The organism is Microcoleus sp. AT8-B5 (genome assembly GCF_036705565.1).
Classification (GTDB): Bacteria; Cyanobacteriota; Cyanobacteriia; order Cyanobacteriales; family Microcoleaceae; genus Microcoleus.
Genome location: NZ_JAUBUY010000047.1, coordinates 19,626 through 36,679 on the forward strand (window position 1 = coordinate 19,626; position 17,054 = coordinate 36,679).

Consider the following 17,054-nt stretch of genomic DNA (forward strand, 5'->3'; position numbering starts at 1 on the left):
TCTTCCTTCTTCCTTCTTCCTTCTCATCTCTTCCTTCTTCCTTCTTAACTTATGAAAATTCCAAATTTTGTATTAGCTTCAGCTTCTCCAGCCCGCCGCCGCCTGCTAGAAAATGCTGGCATTCAAGCTGTGATTTGCCCCAGCGACTTTGATGAAGGGCAAATACAAATGAAAGATGCCACTAATTTAGTGCAGGTGTTAGCAGAGGGAAAAGCTGAGGCTGTAGCTAAGTTTTTACTGGCTAATTCTCACCCCCAAATCCCCAATCCCAAAGCGTGTTTGGTGTTGGGATGCGATTCAATTTTGCTCATAGATGGCGAAATTCACGGCAAACCCAAGGATGCGGAAGAAGCAATCTCGCGCTGGCAGAAAATGCGCGGTAAGGTGGGCGAACTGTATACGGGTCATGCTTTAATTGATACTAGATTCGATGACTTGGATGAGGCAATGTCTCGATCGAGCATTCGCTGTCAAGTTACAAAAGTTCATTTTGCGGAAGTTACCTCGCGCCAAATTGCGGCTTACGTCGCTACCGGAGAGCCCTTGCAATGTGCAGGCTGTTTTGCACTGGAAGGTAAAGGCGGCTTTTTTGTGGAACAAATCGAAGGATGTCACACAAATGTGATTGGTTTGAGCTTACCTCTGCTGCGGCAAATGCTCACCGAAATGGGATATGATGTGGCGGATTTCTGGCAATCTTAAAGATTAGACACCTCCAACAAACAAATTACCCGGCTTATGCACATCGGGTTGGCGGGCGAGACGCCCACCCCACAAGAAAGTTTGTTTTGTGGGGTGGGCGTCTCGCCCGCCCTTGAGTTTATATTTTGGAGATGTCTATTGTAGGGTGCGGATTATCCAAGGGCGATCGTCCCGTCAGACACAGAGGTAAACTGAAGTTGACTCGGCGAAACATCCTTCACCAAACCCAAGATATTGCCGCTGCTAGCTTCCCGAATCACCGTCGCCTTAGTATTTAAAATTCTAAAATCAGCAGTGCGAGGAATTCCCGGAGGAAAAGGGCCACTGCTGTCATAATCTCTGGCATCACCAATGGTTAAAAACCTTTCGCTCAAAACAATATCATTTCGCGTCAATCCTCCCGTCAATCCAATTACATCACCTTCAGCCGGATCGTAATCGAGAATAAAATCTGCAGTCACTTCATCTACATCAAAATTGCCACTAGGAGGCGGTTGCAGCGAACCAATTTCCCCCGAAGTTGCTCCCATTTCTGTGCGGAGAACAAACAAATCTGCGCCTTCACTTCCCCAAAGTCTATCAATTCCAGCATCACCGATTATAGTATCATTTCCACTATCTCCTACTAAAGCATCATTCCCTTTACCGCCGCGAATAAAGTCATTTGCCGTGCCTCCATAAACGTGGTCATTATCTTGATCTCCGCTGACAAAATCGCTGCCACATTCTCCATAAAGAATGTCAAAATCTTGGCCGCCGCGAATAGTATCGCTGCCGCAACCTCCGATTAAAGTATCTGTGCCGCTGTTACCGTTCATCAGTTCCGCACCACCGGAACCTCTGACAAAATCGTTACCAGCTAAGGCCCGCAAACCTCCGGGAGTATTCTGGAGAATTCCATTTGCTAATTGAACTACGTCGTCATTGGGAGTTAAGTCAAAAAAGTTGGGGTCGCTGGCTGGATTTGGCAATGGCCCTGTGAGTAATTTGATGTTTGGGGGATCGGCAATAATTGGATCTGAATTTTCAGATAATGCTTTAATTTCTCCGAGATTTGTTTCTAACATCCTAAGTTTCTCCTTGTTTGATTGACTTTGTTGACCGAAACCATCCAGGATACCCGCCACGCGATCGATCCGTCCAGAAATAAAAAACCTGTATCCGATACACAAGCCCCCGAATTTATCCGTGGGGTCGCCTCTAAAATCTAAAATCTAAAATCTAAAATCGATTGACCTTCTGATTTTAACAAAGGTTTCAATTAAGAAATCTGCGGGAATTTGGGGTGAAAATAATCAAATTATTGTCAAAATTGCTGTCAATCTTTATTCAACAAGCATAGCTTATTGACACCAATCTGCACGTCCAAATCCGCAAATATTTTGAACTGTGTACCAATAATTCTGGGGATCGCGTACTCTATTACCCGTCAGCAGTCAGCGTGGGAAAACCCAGAGACTGCTAATTGTCATGAAACCTTGAGTTAAGTCAGGAATAATTAATATGCTAGACACTGCGATCGAATCTATTCAAGCCAGAGAAATCCTCGACTCCCGCGGCCGCCCCACCATCGAAGCTGAAGTTTACCTAGCCAACGGCGTTGTGGGGCTCGCCCAAGTCCCCAGCGGCGCATCTACAGGCTCTTTTGAAGCCCACGAACTCCGCGACGACGACAAAAGCCGTTACGGCGGCAAAGGAGTCCTAAAAGCCGTCGCTAACGTCGAACACAAAATTGCCCCCGCTTTGGCTAATCTAGATGCGATCGACCAAGCGCTGGTAGACAAAACCATGATTGACTTGGACGGTTCCCCGAACAAATCCCACCTCGGCGCCAATGCGATTCTCGGAGTCTCCTTAGCCACAGCAAAGGCGGCCGCCGAGACTTTAGGACTCCCCCTTTACCGCTACTTGGGCGGGCCCTTAGCTAACGTTTTACCCGTGCCTTTGATGAACGTGATCAACGGGGGATCTCACGCTAACAATAATGTGGACATTCAAGAATTTATGATTGTCCCTGTGGGTGCGCCTTCTTTTAAAGAAGCTTTACGCTGGGGTGCAGAGGTATTTGAATCCTTGAGTAAAGTCTTAAAAGCTGAGGGTTTGCTGACTGGTGTGGGTGATGAAGGCGGTTTTGCGCCTAATCTTAAATCCAATCAAGCAGCTTTGGATTTGTTGATTGCAGCTATTGAAAAAGCTGGCTACAAACCGGGTGAACAAGTTGCTTTGGCTTTGGATGTTGCTGCTAGCGAATTTTACAAAGATGGGCAGTACACTTACGACGGTGTGGCTCATTCGCCGGCAGAATTAATCGATTATTTGGATGGTTTGGCCAGTCAATATCCCATTGTGTCGATTGAAGATGGTTTGCATGAAGACGATTGGGACAGTTGGGTAGCGCTGACTGAGAAAATGGGCAGCAAAGTTCAATTGGTGGGTGACGATTTGTTTGTTACTAATCGCACGCGGCTGCAAAAAGGAATTGATTTGAAAGCTAGCAATTCGATTTTGATTAAGCTGAATCAAATTGGTTCTTTGACGGAGACTTTGGATACGATCGACCTGGGCAAACGGAACAGCTATCGATCGATCATCAGCCACCGTTCCGGTGAAACTGAAGATACCACCATTGCCGATTTAGCGGTAGCGACTCGCGCCGGCCAAATCAAGACTGGTTCTTTGTGTCGCAGCGAACGGGTGGCTAAATATAACCGTTTATTGCGGATTGAAGACCAATTGGGCGATCGGGCAATTTATGCAGGCTCGATCGGTTACGGGCCCAAATAACACTTGGTAATCGGGCATCTGACAATTTTAGATTTTAGATTTTAGATTTTAGATTGAAGAATTGATTAGTAACTTGAATCTAAAATTAACAATCAGAAATCTAAAATCGGATGGGCATCGAGCATCGAAAACTTAGATCGTGTGGATACAAGGGGCGGGTTTTACAAACAATAATTGCCTAAAAACCAATCATCTCGTAAACCCGCCCCGATCCAATTACCAATTACCAATTAAGGATAGAAAGCCAATTGTGGCAAACCCAAAGTTTCTTCCCAGCCCATCATCAAGTTCATGCACTGGATGCCTTGACCGGCTTGGCCCTTAATTAAATTGTCGATCGCCGACAGCACAATCACCCTGTCAGTACGCGGATCGACTTCCACACCGATGTAACAGAGATTTGTGCCGCAAGCCCATTTTGTTTGCGGATAAACTCCAGCCGGTAACACTTTTACCCAAGGAGAATTGCGGTAAAAAGCGCTGAAAATCGTGATTAAATCTTCCCGCACCAAACCCGGATCGCGCAAAGTTGCGTACACAGTCGCCAGAATTCCCCGCACCATCGGAATTAGGTGGGGAGTAAACTGAACTTTAATATCGTGTCCCGCTAAATCGCTGCAAATTTGCTCGATTTCTGGCGTGTGGCGGTGGCGCCCAACGCCGTAAGCGCCCAGAGAACCCTCTGCTTCAGCCAACAACAGATTAACTTCGGCTTTGCGGCCCCCTCCCGAAGCACCGGATTTGGCGTCGATAATTGCTGTTTCTGGCACAATCAGACCTTGTTTGAGCAAAGGTGCCAGGGCTAATAAACTAGCAGTGACGTAGCAGCCGGCACAGCCTACTAACTGAGCGTCTTTAATTCGATCGCGATACAATTCTGGCAAACCGTAAACAGCCGTTGCAGCTAAAGCAGAGTCCGATCGCTCGCCCCCGTACCAAGCTTTGTAAGTTTCCAGATTTTCAAATCTGTAGTCAGCCGACAAATCCAAGACTTTGCAGCCTTTTTCTATCAGCGTCGGTGCCATTTTGCAAGCTAAACCGTTCGGCAGCGACAGAAACACAACTTCGCATTTTGCCGCTATTTGGTCTAGGTCGATCGCCTCTACTGTCAAATCAATGCAGTTAGTCAGGTGCGGGTAAAGGCTGGAATAAGGTTTTCCTGCACTGCTATCCCCGCCCAAATAAACTACTTCAGCCGCCGGGTGGTCCGCCAGCAGTCGCACAAGTTGCACGCCGCCGTACCCTGAAGCGCCGATAATTCCTACAGGCACACGTCCAACATCTCCCATTTTCCTTTATCCCCTCAGCCGTTGAAGTCAAAAACGCTTGAACTTTTGCTGCATTGTAGTACCAAACGCCAACTTTGGTGGCAAAGAATTGTGTTGTTTTGTTTTGGAGGTGCATTTTTGTTAATTTTCGGCTGTTTGACCGAAAGCATCCAGGATACCCGCCACGTGATTCATTCCAACGCGCAGACTCAGGACCCAGAAATACAAAAACCTGTATCCAATACACAAGCCCCCGGATTTATCTCGCGCAAGTCAATGCTTCAATCCTTTAATCTAAAATCTCAAATCTCAAATCGCGCAATCGATTGACCCCGCCCAAAACCCATACAAAGCCCTGGAGAACTCAAAATTTTAGACCAAAGTTCCATCTTCCAGATTCACTGCGCTGCAAGTAAATCTAAAATCTAAAATCTAAAATCTAAAATCGACTGACCGATCGCCAAAACCCTAAAATTAACAAACTGATGTGCGATCGTGCTATAAAAAAACTAACCTTAACCTATCCACAAACCGGAGATTCACATTTTTCCCTCTTGCCTCTTGCCTCTTGCTTCCTGTATCCTGCCTCTTCCCTCTTCTTTCTTCCTACCATGGGCATAGTTGTAGAAAACGTATCAAAACAGTTTGGCAGTTTCCAAGCACTCGATCGAGTCAGCTTAGAAATTGAATCGGGTTCCCTAGTCGCATTGCTGGGCCCGTCTGGTTCCGGCAAGTCTACACTGCTGCGACTGATTGCGGGTTTAGAAATGCCCGACTCCGGCAAAATCTGGCTGACAGGCCAAGATGCCACCAATACTAGCGTCCAAGACCGCAAAATTGGCTTCGTGTTTCAGCACTACGCGCTATTCAAGCACATGACAGTGCGAAAAAACATCGCTTTCGGGCTGCAAATTCAGAAAACACCACCCGCGAAAGTCAAATCGCGGGTAGAAGAATTGTTGAATTTAGTGCAATTGGCAGGATTGGGCGATAGATACCCGTCGCAACTTTCAGGGGGCCAACGGCAGCGGGTGGCCCTCGCCAGAGCCCTAGCTGTGGAACCGAAAGTGTTATTGCTAGACGAACCTTTTGGAGCTCTCGATGCCAAAGTTCGCAAAGACTTGCGCGCTTGGTTGCGGCGACTGCACGACGAAGTTCACGTTACCACAGTCTTTGTGACGCACGATCAAGAAGAAGCGATGGAAGTTGCCGATCGAATTACAGTCATGAATAAAGGTAAAATCGAACAAGTCGGCACACCCGCAGAAATTTACGACCATCCCGCTAGTGCCTTCGTAATGAGTTTTATCGGCCCCGTCAATGTCTTGCCCAGCAGTTCAAGAATGTTTCAAGACAACGGCTTTGACTCAGCCAACCCAGAGATTTTCTTGCGCCCTCACGACGTAGTAATTGAAACTACAGAAAATAGTGCAACAGTGCCTGCAAGAATCAGTCGCTTGATTCATTTGGGATGGGAAATTCAGGTAGAATTAACCTTAGATGACGGTCAAGTAGTAAACGCTAATTTGACTAGAGAAAGATTCGATAGCTTGAACTTGCAGCCCCAGCAAAGAGTGTTCGTAAAGCCGAAAGATGCCAAGTCCTTTCCACTTTTTTATTCCATCTAAGAGCAATTCTGAAAACTCAAGCTAAATTTAGATTGGATACTGCCTTTCAAACGATGTGGCCCGGTGCGGTGTCTCTTCAAAAAAAAGATTAGGGACACCGCACCGCGGCCTGTCCCTAATCTTTTTTACTGACAACTGTCCGCTGACTACTGCGCGCTGAGTTAGTCTTTAATTTTACTGACAGCTTTTTTGACTTGTTGCTCAAAGGATGTAGCTTGTGTATTGGAAGGATTTTTCATTTTTTCAATGTCAGCGTCTCCCTGAACTTCGTTAGGCCCTTTGCTGGCTTTTTCTTGAGTTTCTTCCAAGGACATTGGTTTTTTCAGTACAGCTTCTTGAGATTCTTTTTCAATTCCTAAAAGTTGGTCTTCACCTTTGGTGGGGCTGCTAGTAACGGCAAAAGCGGGGAAAGCATTAGAAACAAACATCAAAGCACAAAAACAAACAGCTATTAAACTGCGGACTAAACGCTTGGCAGGGAAGTTAAAGCTGATAAAAGACATACAAAATTTCTCCGTTTTTAGAAGTTTTGATCGCTAAGATTGTTAACAGGCTGAAGCTCACTCAAATTCTGCACAATCTTTAACTCAAGTTTGAGAAGAGCAACCGTTGCTTTCTTTCAAATTGAGCTAACATATTATATTTAGCTGAAAAAGCTGGGATTTGAAATCCTTCTCAGGGAATATTTCTAGTTGACAGGAGTCGATCGCCCCAAGAGATTTATGTAGAAGGCACTTGTGTAGAATCAAAAAAATTCTCTATAAGTGCCTTCGGATGCGCCTCACATAGCAGTATCAATGTCAGTAACTGGTTTTATCGTGGGGTGGGGGCGGATTTATTTAGCCTCTTTACAACGTGAGAGGGCGCTTGAGTGAACCCGCAGAGCGGTTTGTTAAAAATGTTGCAAGATATGAGATGCGATCGACTATCCACTGACTAATGACTAATAACTAATGGCTGCTGCTGTCGCACGGGAACTTGAAATTTTGCTAGATAAGTTTTAATTTCTCCTACACTGAGTTGCCCGTAATGCAGCAGGGAAGCTAGCAGTGCAGCTTCTGCTTTCCCCTCAGTCACGGCTTCGTAGATGTGGTGGCAGTTGCCGGCGCCGCCGGAAGCAATGACGGGAATTTCGACCATTTCGGCAATGCTGCGAGTTAATTCCAAATCGTAACCGGCTTGAGTGCCGTCCGAGTCCATGCTTGTCACCAGAATTTCGCCGGCGCCGCGCTGTTCGGCTTCCTTTGCCCAGGCGATCGCATCTTTGCCGGTATTTTCTCGCCCTCCGCGCACGTACACGTCCCAACCAGGACGATCTGCGTCTTGCCGTTTGCGAGCGTCGATCGCCACTACAATGCACTGATTACCAAATCGATCGCTGGCTTTGTCAATTAAACTCGGATCGCGCACCGCCGCCGAATTAATACTCACCTTATCAGCGCCCGCCCTCAACAAACTTTTAATGGTGTCTAAGGATTGGATGCCGCCGCCCACCGTCAAAGGGATAAATACTCGATCGGCCGTGCGGTACACCACATCGATCATAATATTCCGGTCTTCGTGAGTCGCCGTAATGTCCAGAAACACCAACTCGTCAGCACCGGCATCGTTGTAAACCTGAGCCATTTCTACCGGATCGCCAGCATCCTTAAGGTTGACAAAATTGACACCTTTGACCACGCGACCGGCTTTCACATCCAAACAAGGCAAAATTCTTTTCGACAACATAAAATTCTCGTATTTCCAACTTATTGACCGCCGCAGCGAGGAAAAGGCTTTGTTGATATCTTCAAAAACCCGAAGTTAAGCAACAAATCTTAAAGATACCTTGTGTTTAACAATTCTCGATCGGAGCCGGAGAGCCATTTTTCAGTTTTTTATGCCCCGTTAGTCTAAATAAAATTTGGCGGGCAGTGAGAGCCGTGACATTAGGTAGAATATTGGTAGATAGTTATATTTTCAGCAAAAAAGCACCAAATTTAACTCCCCAGATAGAACTGTGGGGTGAAAAATATGACAATTTCGCTTATGATCGAACCATAACTACCTTTGCTGGCGATCGAATTGTGGTTCGGCAATCCTGTATGGTTTGGTGCATCGACGATCGACTAAACAATTTTAGATTAGAGAACGGCCGATTTGAGGTTTTTTAGCAGCAATCTCAGTCATAAGCCGCGCGGTAAAGTTAAAATTTAAAGTTTAAAACCTCAAACCGGTTGACTTGATGTCGTTTTTAGGGCTGTGGTGACTTTGCAAGCCAATCCACATTTGGTACTTCGTACAGAGAAAAGCGGCAATCGCTACTTGCCGCTCTCCGGCAGCAATTGCTGGACAGTAGGGCGGAGCGATGACAATAATTTTGTACTGACAGATCGCTGGATTTCCCGTAATCACGCGATGTTACAGCAAATGGAGACAGGAGAGTTCTACCTGATCGACTTGGGCAGCCGCAATGGTTCCTTTGTCAACGGGCGGCGGGTCAGTATTCCTGTCACTCTCAGAAATGGCGATCGGATTATTTTCGGTCAAACCGAATTGGACTTCTACAACCCAAGCGCCGGCCACCGACACGATCCAATACACGAGACAGACTCTGAAGATTTTACGGCGACTTTGACGGTGCGTAGCCTGATTAGCGTCATGGTAATGGACATCCGAGACTTTACAGTTTTGACTAGGCAGCTAGACGAAACCCTCCTCTCGGAAGTCATCGGCAATTGGTTCCGCAAAGCAGGACAGATCATTCGCGAACACGGCAGTTGGGTGGACAAATACATCGGCGATGCCATCATGGCAGTCTGGTTCCACAAAACCAGCGGTGTCAGCAGCGAGGAAATGATGCGGATTTGCCAAGCTTTGAGCGAACTGCACAAGGCAACAGACGAACTCAGCAGCCGTTACCCCCTGCCTTTTCCTTTGCGAGTCGGGGCCGGCATCAATACCGGTTATGCAATGGTGGGAAATTCTGGCAGCAGCGACCGATCGGACTATACTGCCTTGGGAGATACTGTAAACGCAGCATTTCGCCTGGAATCTTGCACTAAGCAAATCGGCAAGGATATCGCTGTGGGAGAAACTACCTACAAATATCTGACGCAATTAGGGGCCCAGGGCGCTTTCGAGCAGCACACCGTTGCTTTAAAGGGTTACGACCATCCCACCGTGACTTACGGCGGTACTTATGCTGACTTGAACGCTTTTCTCAAAACGAAAGGAAAAAGTTCTTGATAGCTAGAAAAGTGGGTGCGGGGCAAAAATTAACCCCTTAAAATCGCAGTCCGAGTTTTTAATTTGGAGTGCCTTTTATAAACTTGTCTGCGATGCTTAAAACTCACCTATTATCATATATAATCTGCGTTGTCAATACCCCAAGGGAAAGTTTATAACAGCCCTCTACCTATTGCGGATTTATCTGAAAAACTGCATAAGCAAAATGGTAGTCTCTACATAAATGCTGTGTATGAAATTGGGAGACAAAACTTCATGAAACGATTGGGTCGTCTATTGGCAGTATTGGGCTTAGTGCTGGGCTGCTTTGCATGGGCTGGAGACCAAAGCGCGATCGCGGCGTCATTAAGCCGTATCGTCTTGCCATCATCCTCGCTCCTAGCAGTTGAAGCTCCGGCTAGAACCAATCGCGCCGATGAGAAGCTTGCCACAGAATACGGCAAAAAACTTGATTTGAACAACAGCGCCGTCCGGGACTTTCGGGAATTTCGAGGGTTGTATCCCACTTTAGCTCGACTAATTATTAAGAATGCTCCTTACGAAAATGTTGAGGACGTACTCAATATTTCAGACTTGACGGAAGCTCAGAAAAAACTGCTGCAAGCTAACATGGACAAATTCACCGTAACTGATGTTGAATCAGTCTTTATTGAAGGAGACAACCGGTTGAATAATGGTCTCTACGACTAGGTAGCAGCGGGTCTCATTTGAAGGCAGAAGTCATTGGGCAGAAGGCATTTGGCAGAAAGAAAAGATTTTTTTTCTATAGGCTGATGACTTCTGCCTTTAATTTCTCAAGACTTACTTTCAACCACCATTCGGCAAAAGCCGACCCAAATTCGCTAGATTGAAATAAGCGGGTTCCCCTCATTCATCTAAAATCTAAAATCTAAAATCTAAAATCCCTTGACTGACATTAGTTCAAGTCCCCAGATTCATCTGTAGACTAAAATCTAAAATCTAAAATCTAAAATCTAAAATTGACTGGCGGCAGACTTATGACTGACAAATTTGACGTATTGGTAATAGGTGCTGGCGCGGCGGGTTTGTACACAGCACTCTGCCTGCCAGAACATTTGCAGGTGGGCTTGATCAATAAAAATACCCTACCTGTTTCTGCAAGCGATTGGGCCCAAGGAGGGATTGCCGCGGCGATCGCCCCTGAAGATTCCGCAGCGCTGCACGTTCAGGATACATTGGCTGCGGGAGCCGGTCTTTGCGATTTGGAGGCGGTGAAATTTTTAGTCGAGGAAGCTGGTGCTTGCATCGACTCCCTGGTGAAAATGGGCGTTGCATTCGATCGCACCGGCCCAGATTTAGCCCTCACCCTAGAAGCAGCCCACTCCCGCCGCCGAGTGCTCCACGCCGCCGACACTACGGGCAAAGCCGTGATCGGTACGCTGACAGCAAAAGTATTAAGCCGCAAAAACATTCAACTCGTATCTCCTGCCTTTGCTTTGAGTCTGTGGCTAGACAAAACCGGGCGGTGTCAGGGGATTAGCTCGATTTGCGGCTCACAAGTCAAGTGGCTGCAAGCTAAAGCCGTGGTGCTGGCGACAGGCGGCGGCGGACAGGTTTTTGCTCAAACGACCAATCCGTCGGTAAGTACCGGGGACGGGGTGGCAATTGCGTGGCGCGCCGGGGCGCTGCTGCGAGACTTAGAATTTGTGCAGTTTCACCCGACGGCGCTGAGCACAGCGGGCGCGCCTCGGTTTCTCATTAGCGAAGCGGTGCGGGGAGAAGGAGCTCATTTGGTTGACAGTAAGGGATATCGCTTTGCTTTTGACTCTCATCCCAGCGGGGAACTCGCCCCTAGGGATGTTGTCAGTCGCGCTATTTTCCGCCACTTGCAGAAGACGGGGGAACCTCATGTTTGGCTGGATTTGCGCCCGATTGCGGTCGATCGACTGCGCTACAGGTTTCCCAATATTATTCAAGTGTGCGCTGACTGGGGAATTGATATTTTTTCCGAACCGGTACCGGTGACGCCCGCGGCCCATTACTGGATGGGAGGGATTGTGGCTGACAAGTTCAACCAAACTTCGATTCCGGGTTTGTACGCGGTGGGAGAAACTGCGAGCACGGGGGTACACGGTGCTAATCGGTTGGCGAGCAATTCGCTGCTGGAATGTCTGGTTTTTGGGGCGCAGATGGGACTTTTGCAGCTAGAAGATGGAAGGCCCAAAACACTCACAGATGAGTTAGATGCGGGGGAAATCTGGGATAAATCGATTTCTGAACAGGACATTGAGGCGATCGAAAGGTTGCGGGTTGAATTGCGGAATTTGGTGTGGCAGAGTGCGGGCATTTGCCGGGGACAGCGGGATTTGGAAAGTGCGATCGTCCAACTTGAGATTTGGCGGCAAGAATTTGCTTCCTTGCCTTTGAGTCAAACGCTTGATAATTTACGGCCCGGACAAATTATTGATTTTTCCCCTACTGAGACGGAGAATAGCTCGATTTTGCGAAATTGGGGAGAAGTTGGGAATTTATTGGATATCGGCTATTTAATTGTCAAAAGTGCTGCGTTTCGCACCGAAAGTCGTGGCGGTCATTACCGAGTGGACTATCCCCTCACCGATCCGGATTGGTGCAGCCATACTTTAATTAACCAATCCAATTGGTACAAATCTCCGCGAATAGAAGATTAAAATTTATTCAAAATTTGGGGTCAGCGCGTTCCCGTACCGTCACTTTCGGGGTTCCCGTTCGGGGTTGGTTCGTATTTTTGGAGATTTCCAAACCTAGAGGTTGATGTCACTGTCCCAAGTCTGGGGGTCAATGGCGTCGGGCTCTTGCCCGCGCTACGGGCTTTTGTGAAATTGCTAGCTGAGTTGCTGGCAAGTCGAGCCGCATTGGCGGTGCCGACTATATTCACTTGCAGGCAGACCGCCAGGGTTGCCGTTGTTGTGAGCTGAATCAAAGTACGCATAGTATTCACCGCCTTATTCCAATCACCGCAATAGATCCACGTGTGTACCACCTATTATATCTATCAATTTCCGTATTTCCACTGATGTCTTTACATTTACTTTAATTAACTTTCGTAAGTTTACATAATTTTTTTTACATTAAGGCTTTTGGCGATTTGAATTTGGTTTCAGGTTGTGATTGATTTTAATATTTTGTAACATTCAGATGAGACGGCAAGTTGCTCTCATAAGTTTTATCTTGGGGTAAATCTATCTAATGACAGATGACAGATTAGAGACTTTAAATTTATGTGATTTGAGATGTGAGATTTCACTACTTAAAACATTTTTTTGAACGGTTTCAAAAAGCTTAGAAAGCTTACGGTTTAAGGCTCGATCAACAAGCTATTTTCCTGAAGTTAGCTGCACAGGGGACGCCTGAAATAATACAGCATATTCCATGTATATGCGGTACACACAACAAGGGTCGTAAGCATCGGTGCGTCGCCACCAGTCAATCTGCAAGTTTCATTAAACATGAGCAGATCCGCACCCTACATAACAATGTACCAACAATAGAGCTTTATAGTGTACTTCACGAACCACCGAATATGCTGTATCTCCCTCACTGCCCAATTAAGGTTTGAGACCTAAAATTGCTCAAATTTTGTCTGAAGTAATTGAGATTTTAGATAAAAAAATTGAATAATTATAAATGACTTATCAATATCGGGGTGGGGACTTTACCTACAGTTGTATTATGTTTTTAACTGGTCTTAATTAATAAAAGTGATATTGATTTTTCCCGCGTTCCTTAGCACGATACATCGCAACATCGGCATTCTTAACTAAAATCTCTGGCTCTTGACCGTCAATGGGATATAAACTAATGCCAATACTTGTAGTTACAGAAACTGTATGTTCTTCTAACATAAAAGGCTGCATAATGGCGTCGCAAATTTTTTCAGCTACTTTCGCAGCTTCCTCACGGCCGGGAATTACGGGCAAAATGACTGTGAACTCGTCGCCGCCCAACCGCGAGATTGTATCGCTGCCGCGCAAGCATTTTTTGAGCCGACTGGCAACTTTTTTTAAGAGTAAATCGCCCACATTGTGTCCGAGAGTGTCGTTGATTGACTTAAATCCATCTAAATCTAAAAACAGTAAAGCTACCAATTCCTGATTGCTGGAGGCTATTTCTAGAGACTGATGCAAGCATTCGTAGAACATTTGGCGGTTGGGCAAACCGGTAAGAGCATCGTGATAAGCTTGGTGGCTGAGCTCAGCATTTTTTTGTTCTAGGGCATTTTGCCGAAGTTGGCGCTCGGTAATATCTCTGATTGCTCCGACTAAAAATAGGTTGCCTGCAGCATCTTTATGCAGGGATCTTTTAGTCGCAATTAGATGCGTAATTCCGTGAGCGTCAGTAAAATATTCTTCATTTTCTCGCGGCTGGTGAGTTTGAAATACTAATTCGTTTTCCTGCCAAAATATCTCGGCTTCGGCTTGGGGAAATAAATCGTAATCGGTTCGGCAAGTTAAAATTTCTAAAGGATAGCCAATAAACCGACAATATGCCTGATTCAAAACTACGCAGCGGTGATTTCTATCTTTGACAAAAATTGGGTCGGGAATTGTATCGATTAGCGATTGTAAAAATTCTTTAGACCGTTTTAATTCTTCTTGCAAGTGAGCCAGATAACCCACAACAGCAGCACCAGAACCCACAAGACTGACGATTGGAGGAATTAACGGTAGCCACCAACCGGCTAAAAATACCAAGTATAAACTGGCACTCAGACCTAGACAGATACTTAATAAACAGTAAGCCGATCGACCAAGCGATCGCAAATTCCAACTCACATTTGCTCCCGCCCAAGACCACAGCAAAATCCACAGCAACTCCGCAGCCTCTGGCCAGACATTGATACCCCCGCGCCCGTCGATGGCTGCACTCAAAATTTGGCTCAAGAAATGAGCCTGAAGCTCGACTCCCGGTATTTGTTGGGGAGGACTAAACCAACCGGAACTGTAAGAATTTTGGTAAAAGTCTTTGAGGCTGGGGGCATTTGAGCCGATCAAGACAATGCGCGATCGTACAAAATCAGCAGGTACGGTGCCAGATAACACATCGCTCATCGATGCAGTGCGAAAACTGCCTCGTGGGCCGCGCAGGTTGGTCAAAATTTGATAGCCACGGCTGTCCGATCGAACGTAAGCACCGTCATTCGGTTGAAAAGGCCGAAAAACCCCCTTGCCTAACTGCAAGTATGTAGGATTGACTCTTGCTGGTTGAGGCGAAATCCCTTCGCTTTTGAGGTAAAGCAAAGCCAGTCTGAGTGCGAAACTTTGATGAGTTTTGCCGTCTCCGGGCCAAGCGTAGAGCAAAGTTCGCCGCACTTTTGAGTCAGCGTCGATGACAACGTTGTTGAAACCAATTCGATCTAGCGCCTCAAGTACCGGAGGTGGGCGAACTCCCAACCTGGTTTCGTCTGGCATCAATTCAATGCCGATTAAGTTGGGAATAGTTTTAAAAGTTTTGAGCAATTCGGCGTTACCCGGTTGAGTTGGCAAATCTCGGTAAATGTCGAGGCCGATCGCCCGCGGCTTGCCAGCGTGCAATTTTTGCAGCAATTGGGCCAAGACAGCATCCGAAATTGGGTAGCCGTATTTTTGCAAGTCAGCTTCCTTAATTTCTACAATGACGATGCGCGAGTCAATGGGTTCGGCCGGCCGCCAGCGCACAAATTGGTCGAAAGCAGCCCATTCCCACACCTGAAAACATCCGAACCAGCGCATTAAAATGACCGTACTAGCAACGGCACTCGCAGTAATCAATACTCGGCGTTCTCGATCGACCCATTTTTTGATAGTTTCTAGCATATTTTGGGGATTTGGGCTTCGCCCTGTGAGCATCTAAACTACTACTACGTATAGGTTTTACATCTCCGGGGCGAGTCGATTTTAGATTTTAGATTTTAGATTATCCAATTTTTTGGTTTTTCGGTGCGAGCGAGTCGATTTTAGATTTTAGATTTTAAATTTTAGATTATCCAATTTTTTGGTTTTTCGGTGCGAGCGAGTCGATTTTAGATTTTAGATTATCCAATTTTTTAGTTTTTCGGTGCGATCGGGCTGCAACAGCAGAAACCGGGTTTCGCCACCAAAATATGTCATTTCAACAATCATTCTGGAAGCAGAAACCCGGTTTCTGGCGTTTTTGTGTAAAAGTTCTAGTATTTATTCGCTGCTCTAAATACTAAGCTGTGGAGCATTTAAACCAGTAACGAGGCTAGTAGGGTGCGTCAGCTATAACCCTTACGCTGAAACCGAAAACCTTAGATGCTGACGCACCTTACGCAAGCCCTTTAAATGCCGAACAGCTTAGAGAGCCACAAATTGTTTTAAAGTTTTTCGTTGTAACTAATTTTTACTATTTTTTTATTGATTATAGATGCGAGATTTTAGATTAATTTCGCCGCAGGAGCCAACGATAAACTAAGTTAAAAACCAGGATATTTCCTGCCAATCAATCTAAAATCTGTCATCTATAATCTCCAACTTTCCTGTTAGTTTTGAAAGGTGCGGGGGCCGGTGTAACCCGATAAATCAGCGAGTTTATCCAAAGATTGTGTCCCTGCATAAAACTGACCATTAATCTCCCAAGTCGGGAAACCTTTAACATTCGCAGCCGCCGCTTGGCAAATTTGGGCGCGGGAATTTTGCCCCCTGGGATCGCATTCAAAATAATCAATTATTTTGGCTGCTTCTTTGCCGAACAGCATTTTTTGGTCGTGGCAGTGGGGACACCAGTAAGCGCCGTACTCTTTAGCGCCGATTTGTCGGAGGTGGCGGGCCAAAGCCATTTCGGCCGGGCCGGAGGTGGTAGTGACGGCAGGGGGTGCAAGTCCGGGGGTAGAGACAATAGGAGGAGGTGATTTGACGCTGTTATAAAGTCCCAAGGCGCCGATCGAACTCACCATTGCCACCAAAATGCCTGTAAACACCAACTGCCCGATATCTTCCCACTCGCGCCCGACTAGCACCAGTACAAACAGCGACAGCGCAAATAAGGCAGAAGTGACGCAGTAAATGCACAGTTCCTGAATTTCAAAAGCCATCAAATACATCAAATAGCTGCTGAAAATTACCATCGCAGCGGTGATGATAAATAGCGCTTGCCAAGTTTTGTTTTCTAGTTGAGAGTGCAGTCCTTTCTTGGTGGCGGGATTTACAGCTTTGGGAGCCAATGCCAGGATTGCTATGCTCAGGTAAGCCAGACAGCCTAACAAACTTAAAGGCACTGTACCAAAGACTGTGGCGTAGGGACTGTTAAGAACTTTGTCGCAGCCGCTGGTGGGACAAATGACCGAGCCATTGGTGAATTTAGCGATCGTGAGATAGGCCGTTTCTACGACGCCTATGGCTGCGATCGCTGCCATCACAGTCCGAGACCAGCGATGAATCCAAGGGGTTGAACGTCGGCGAATCATTTTTTGATTTGGTAATTTGGGAATTGGGAATTGTTGACT

At 46.4% G+C, this 17,054-nt stretch carries 14 protein-coding genes; 7 read left to right on the plus strand and 7 right to left on the minus strand.

Annotated elements, in window-relative coordinates:
- Window positions 1–51: 51 nt before the first annotated feature.
- Complete coding sequence (locus tag QUB39_RS24435; protein WP_333057479.1) at window positions 52–702, plus strand: nucleoside triphosphate pyrophosphatase; 651 nt, start codon at window positions 52–54, stop codon at window positions 700–702.
- A gap of 152 nt (window positions 703–854) precedes the next feature.
- On the opposite strand, the gene QUB39_RS24440 is transcribed toward QUB39_RS24435, so the two are convergent.
- A complete protein-coding gene (locus QUB39_RS24440) occupies window positions 855–1,769 on the minus strand; it encodes a calcium-binding protein (protein ID WP_333211492.1) in 915 nt (304 codons plus the stop codon).
- A 436-nt stretch (window positions 1,770–2,205) separates the two neighbouring features.
- On the opposite strand from QUB39_RS24440, the gene eno reads away from it, so the two are divergent.
- A complete protein-coding gene (gene eno / locus QUB39_RS24445) occupies window positions 2,206–3,486 on the plus strand; it encodes a phosphopyruvate hydratase (protein ID WP_445243112.1) in 1,281 nt (426 codons plus the stop codon).
- Between the two features lie 230 nt (window positions 3,487–3,716).
- Here eno and argC read toward each other — a convergent pair whose 3' ends face one another.
- Complete coding sequence (gene argC / locus QUB39_RS24450) at window positions 3,717–4,775, minus strand: N-acetyl-gamma-glutamyl-phosphate reductase (protein ID WP_333057475.1); 1,059 nt, start codon at window positions 4,773–4,775, stop codon at window positions 3,717–3,719.
- A gap of 590 nt (window positions 4,776–5,365) precedes the next feature.
- Between argC and QUB39_RS24455 the strand changes: the two genes are divergently transcribed.
- Window positions 5,366–6,382: a sulfate/molybdate ABC transporter ATP-binding protein gene (locus QUB39_RS24455; protein ID WP_333057474.1), complete on the plus strand. Its 1,017-nt coding sequence runs from the start codon at window positions 5,366–5,368 to the stop codon at window positions 6,380–6,382.
- A 161-nt stretch (window positions 6,383–6,543) separates the two neighbouring features.
- Here the strand turns inward: QUB39_RS24455 and QUB39_RS24460 are convergent, their stop codons facing one another.
- Window positions 6,544–6,885, minus strand: coding sequence for a low temperature-induced protein (locus QUB39_RS24460; protein ID WP_333057473.1), 342 nt, complete (start codon window positions 6,883–6,885; stop codon window positions 6,544–6,546).
- A 433-nt stretch (window positions 6,886–7,318) separates the two neighbouring features.
- Window positions 7,319–8,110, minus strand: a complete 792-nt coding sequence (hisF, locus tag QUB39_RS24465) for an imidazole glycerol phosphate synthase subunit HisF (protein ID WP_333057472.1) — start codon at window positions 8,108–8,110, stop codon at window positions 7,319–7,321.
- 194 nt (window positions 8,111–8,304) lie between these two features.
- On the opposite strand from hisF, the gene QUB39_RS24470 reads away from it, so the two are divergent.
- From QUB39_RS24470 to nadB, 4 genes are all read left to right on the plus strand, one after another.
- Window positions 8,305–8,535 carry a hypothetical protein gene (locus QUB39_RS24470; protein ID WP_333057471.1) on the plus strand — a complete coding sequence of 77 codons (231 nt, stop codon included), beginning with the start codon at window positions 8,305–8,307 and terminating at the stop codon, window positions 8,533–8,535.
- 88 nt (window positions 8,536–8,623) lie between these two features.
- Window positions 8,624–9,610, plus strand: coding sequence for an adenylate/guanylate cyclase domain-containing protein (locus QUB39_RS24475; RefSeq protein ID WP_333057470.1), 987 nt, complete (start codon window positions 8,624–8,626; stop codon window positions 9,608–9,610).
- Window positions 9,611–9,865: 255 nt separating this feature from the next.
- Window positions 9,866–10,300: a photosystem II complex extrinsic protein PsbU gene (psbU, locus tag QUB39_RS24480; RefSeq protein WP_333057469.1), complete on the plus strand. Its 435-nt coding sequence runs from the start codon at window positions 9,866–9,868 to the stop codon at window positions 10,298–10,300.
- Window positions 10,301–10,608: 308 nt separating this feature from the next.
- A complete protein-coding gene (nadB, locus tag QUB39_RS24485) occupies window positions 10,609–12,261 on the plus strand; it encodes an L-aspartate oxidase (protein WP_333057468.1) in 1,653 nt (550 codons plus the stop codon).
- Window positions 12,262–12,281: 20 nt separating this feature from the next.
- Here the strand turns inward: nadB and QUB39_RS24490 are convergent, their stop codons facing one another.
- The 3 genes from QUB39_RS24490 to QUB39_RS24500 form a co-directional block, all read right to left on the minus strand.
- The gene (locus QUB39_RS24490; protein ID WP_333057466.1) at window positions 12,282–12,542 is read right to left on the minus strand and encodes a hypothetical protein; all 261 of its coding nucleotides are present in this window, start codon (window positions 12,540–12,542) and stop codon (window positions 12,282–12,284) included.
- A gap of 760 nt (window positions 12,543–13,302) precedes the next feature.
- Window positions 13,303–15,438: a CHASE2 domain-containing protein gene (locus tag QUB39_RS24495; RefSeq protein WP_333234156.1), complete on the minus strand. Its 2,136-nt coding sequence runs from the start codon at window positions 15,436–15,438 to the stop codon at window positions 13,303–13,305.
- Window positions 15,439–16,091: 653 nt separating this feature from the next.
- Window positions 16,092–17,015, minus strand: a complete 924-nt coding sequence (locus tag QUB39_RS24500) for a vitamin K epoxide reductase family protein (protein WP_333057495.1) — start codon at window positions 17,013–17,015, stop codon at window positions 16,092–16,094.
- Window positions 17,016–17,054: the final 39 nt, after the last annotated feature.

Coding starts and splice junctions, on each gene's coding strand:
- QUB39_RS24440 (WP_333211492.1), bottom strand. CDS start 1,769: ATGTTAGAAACAAATCTCGGAGAAATTAAAGCATTATCTGAAAATTCA.
- nadB (WP_333057468.1), top strand. CDS start 10,609: ATGACTGACAAATTTGACGTATTGGTAATAGGTGCTGGCGCGGCGGGT.
- eno (WP_445243112.1), top strand. CDS start 2,206: ATGCTAGACACTGCGATCGAATCTATTCAAGCCAGAGAAATCCTCGAC.
- hisF (WP_333057472.1), bottom strand. CDS start 8,110: ATGTTGTCGAAAAGAATTTTGCCTTGTTTGGATGTGAAAGCCGGTCGC.
- QUB39_RS24490 (WP_333057466.1), bottom strand. CDS start 12,542: ATGCGTACTTTGATTCAGCTCACAACAACGGCAACCCTGGCGGTCTGC.
- QUB39_RS24435 (WP_333057479.1), top strand. CDS start 52: ATGAAAATTCCAAATTTTGTATTAGCTTCAGCTTCTCCAGCCCGCCGC.
- QUB39_RS24500 (WP_333057495.1), bottom strand. CDS start 17,015: ATGATTCGCCGACGTTCAACCCCTTGGATTCATCGCTGGTCTCGGACT.
- QUB39_RS24455 (WP_333057474.1), top strand. CDS start 5,366: ATGGGCATAGTTGTAGAAAACGTATCAAAACAGTTTGGCAGTTTCCAA.
- QUB39_RS24495 (WP_333234156.1), bottom strand. CDS start 15,438: ATGCTCACAGGGCGAAGCCCAAATCCCCAAAATATGCTAGAAACTATC.
- psbU (WP_333057469.1), top strand. CDS start 9,866: ATGAAACGATTGGGTCGTCTATTGGCAGTATTGGGCTTAGTGCTGGGC.
- argC (WP_333057475.1), bottom strand. CDS start 4,775: ATGGGAGATGTTGGACGTGTGCCTGTAGGAATTATCGGCGCTTCAGGG.
- QUB39_RS24460 (WP_333057473.1), bottom strand. CDS start 6,885: ATGTCTTTTATCAGCTTTAACTTCCCTGCCAAGCGTTTAGTCCGCAGT.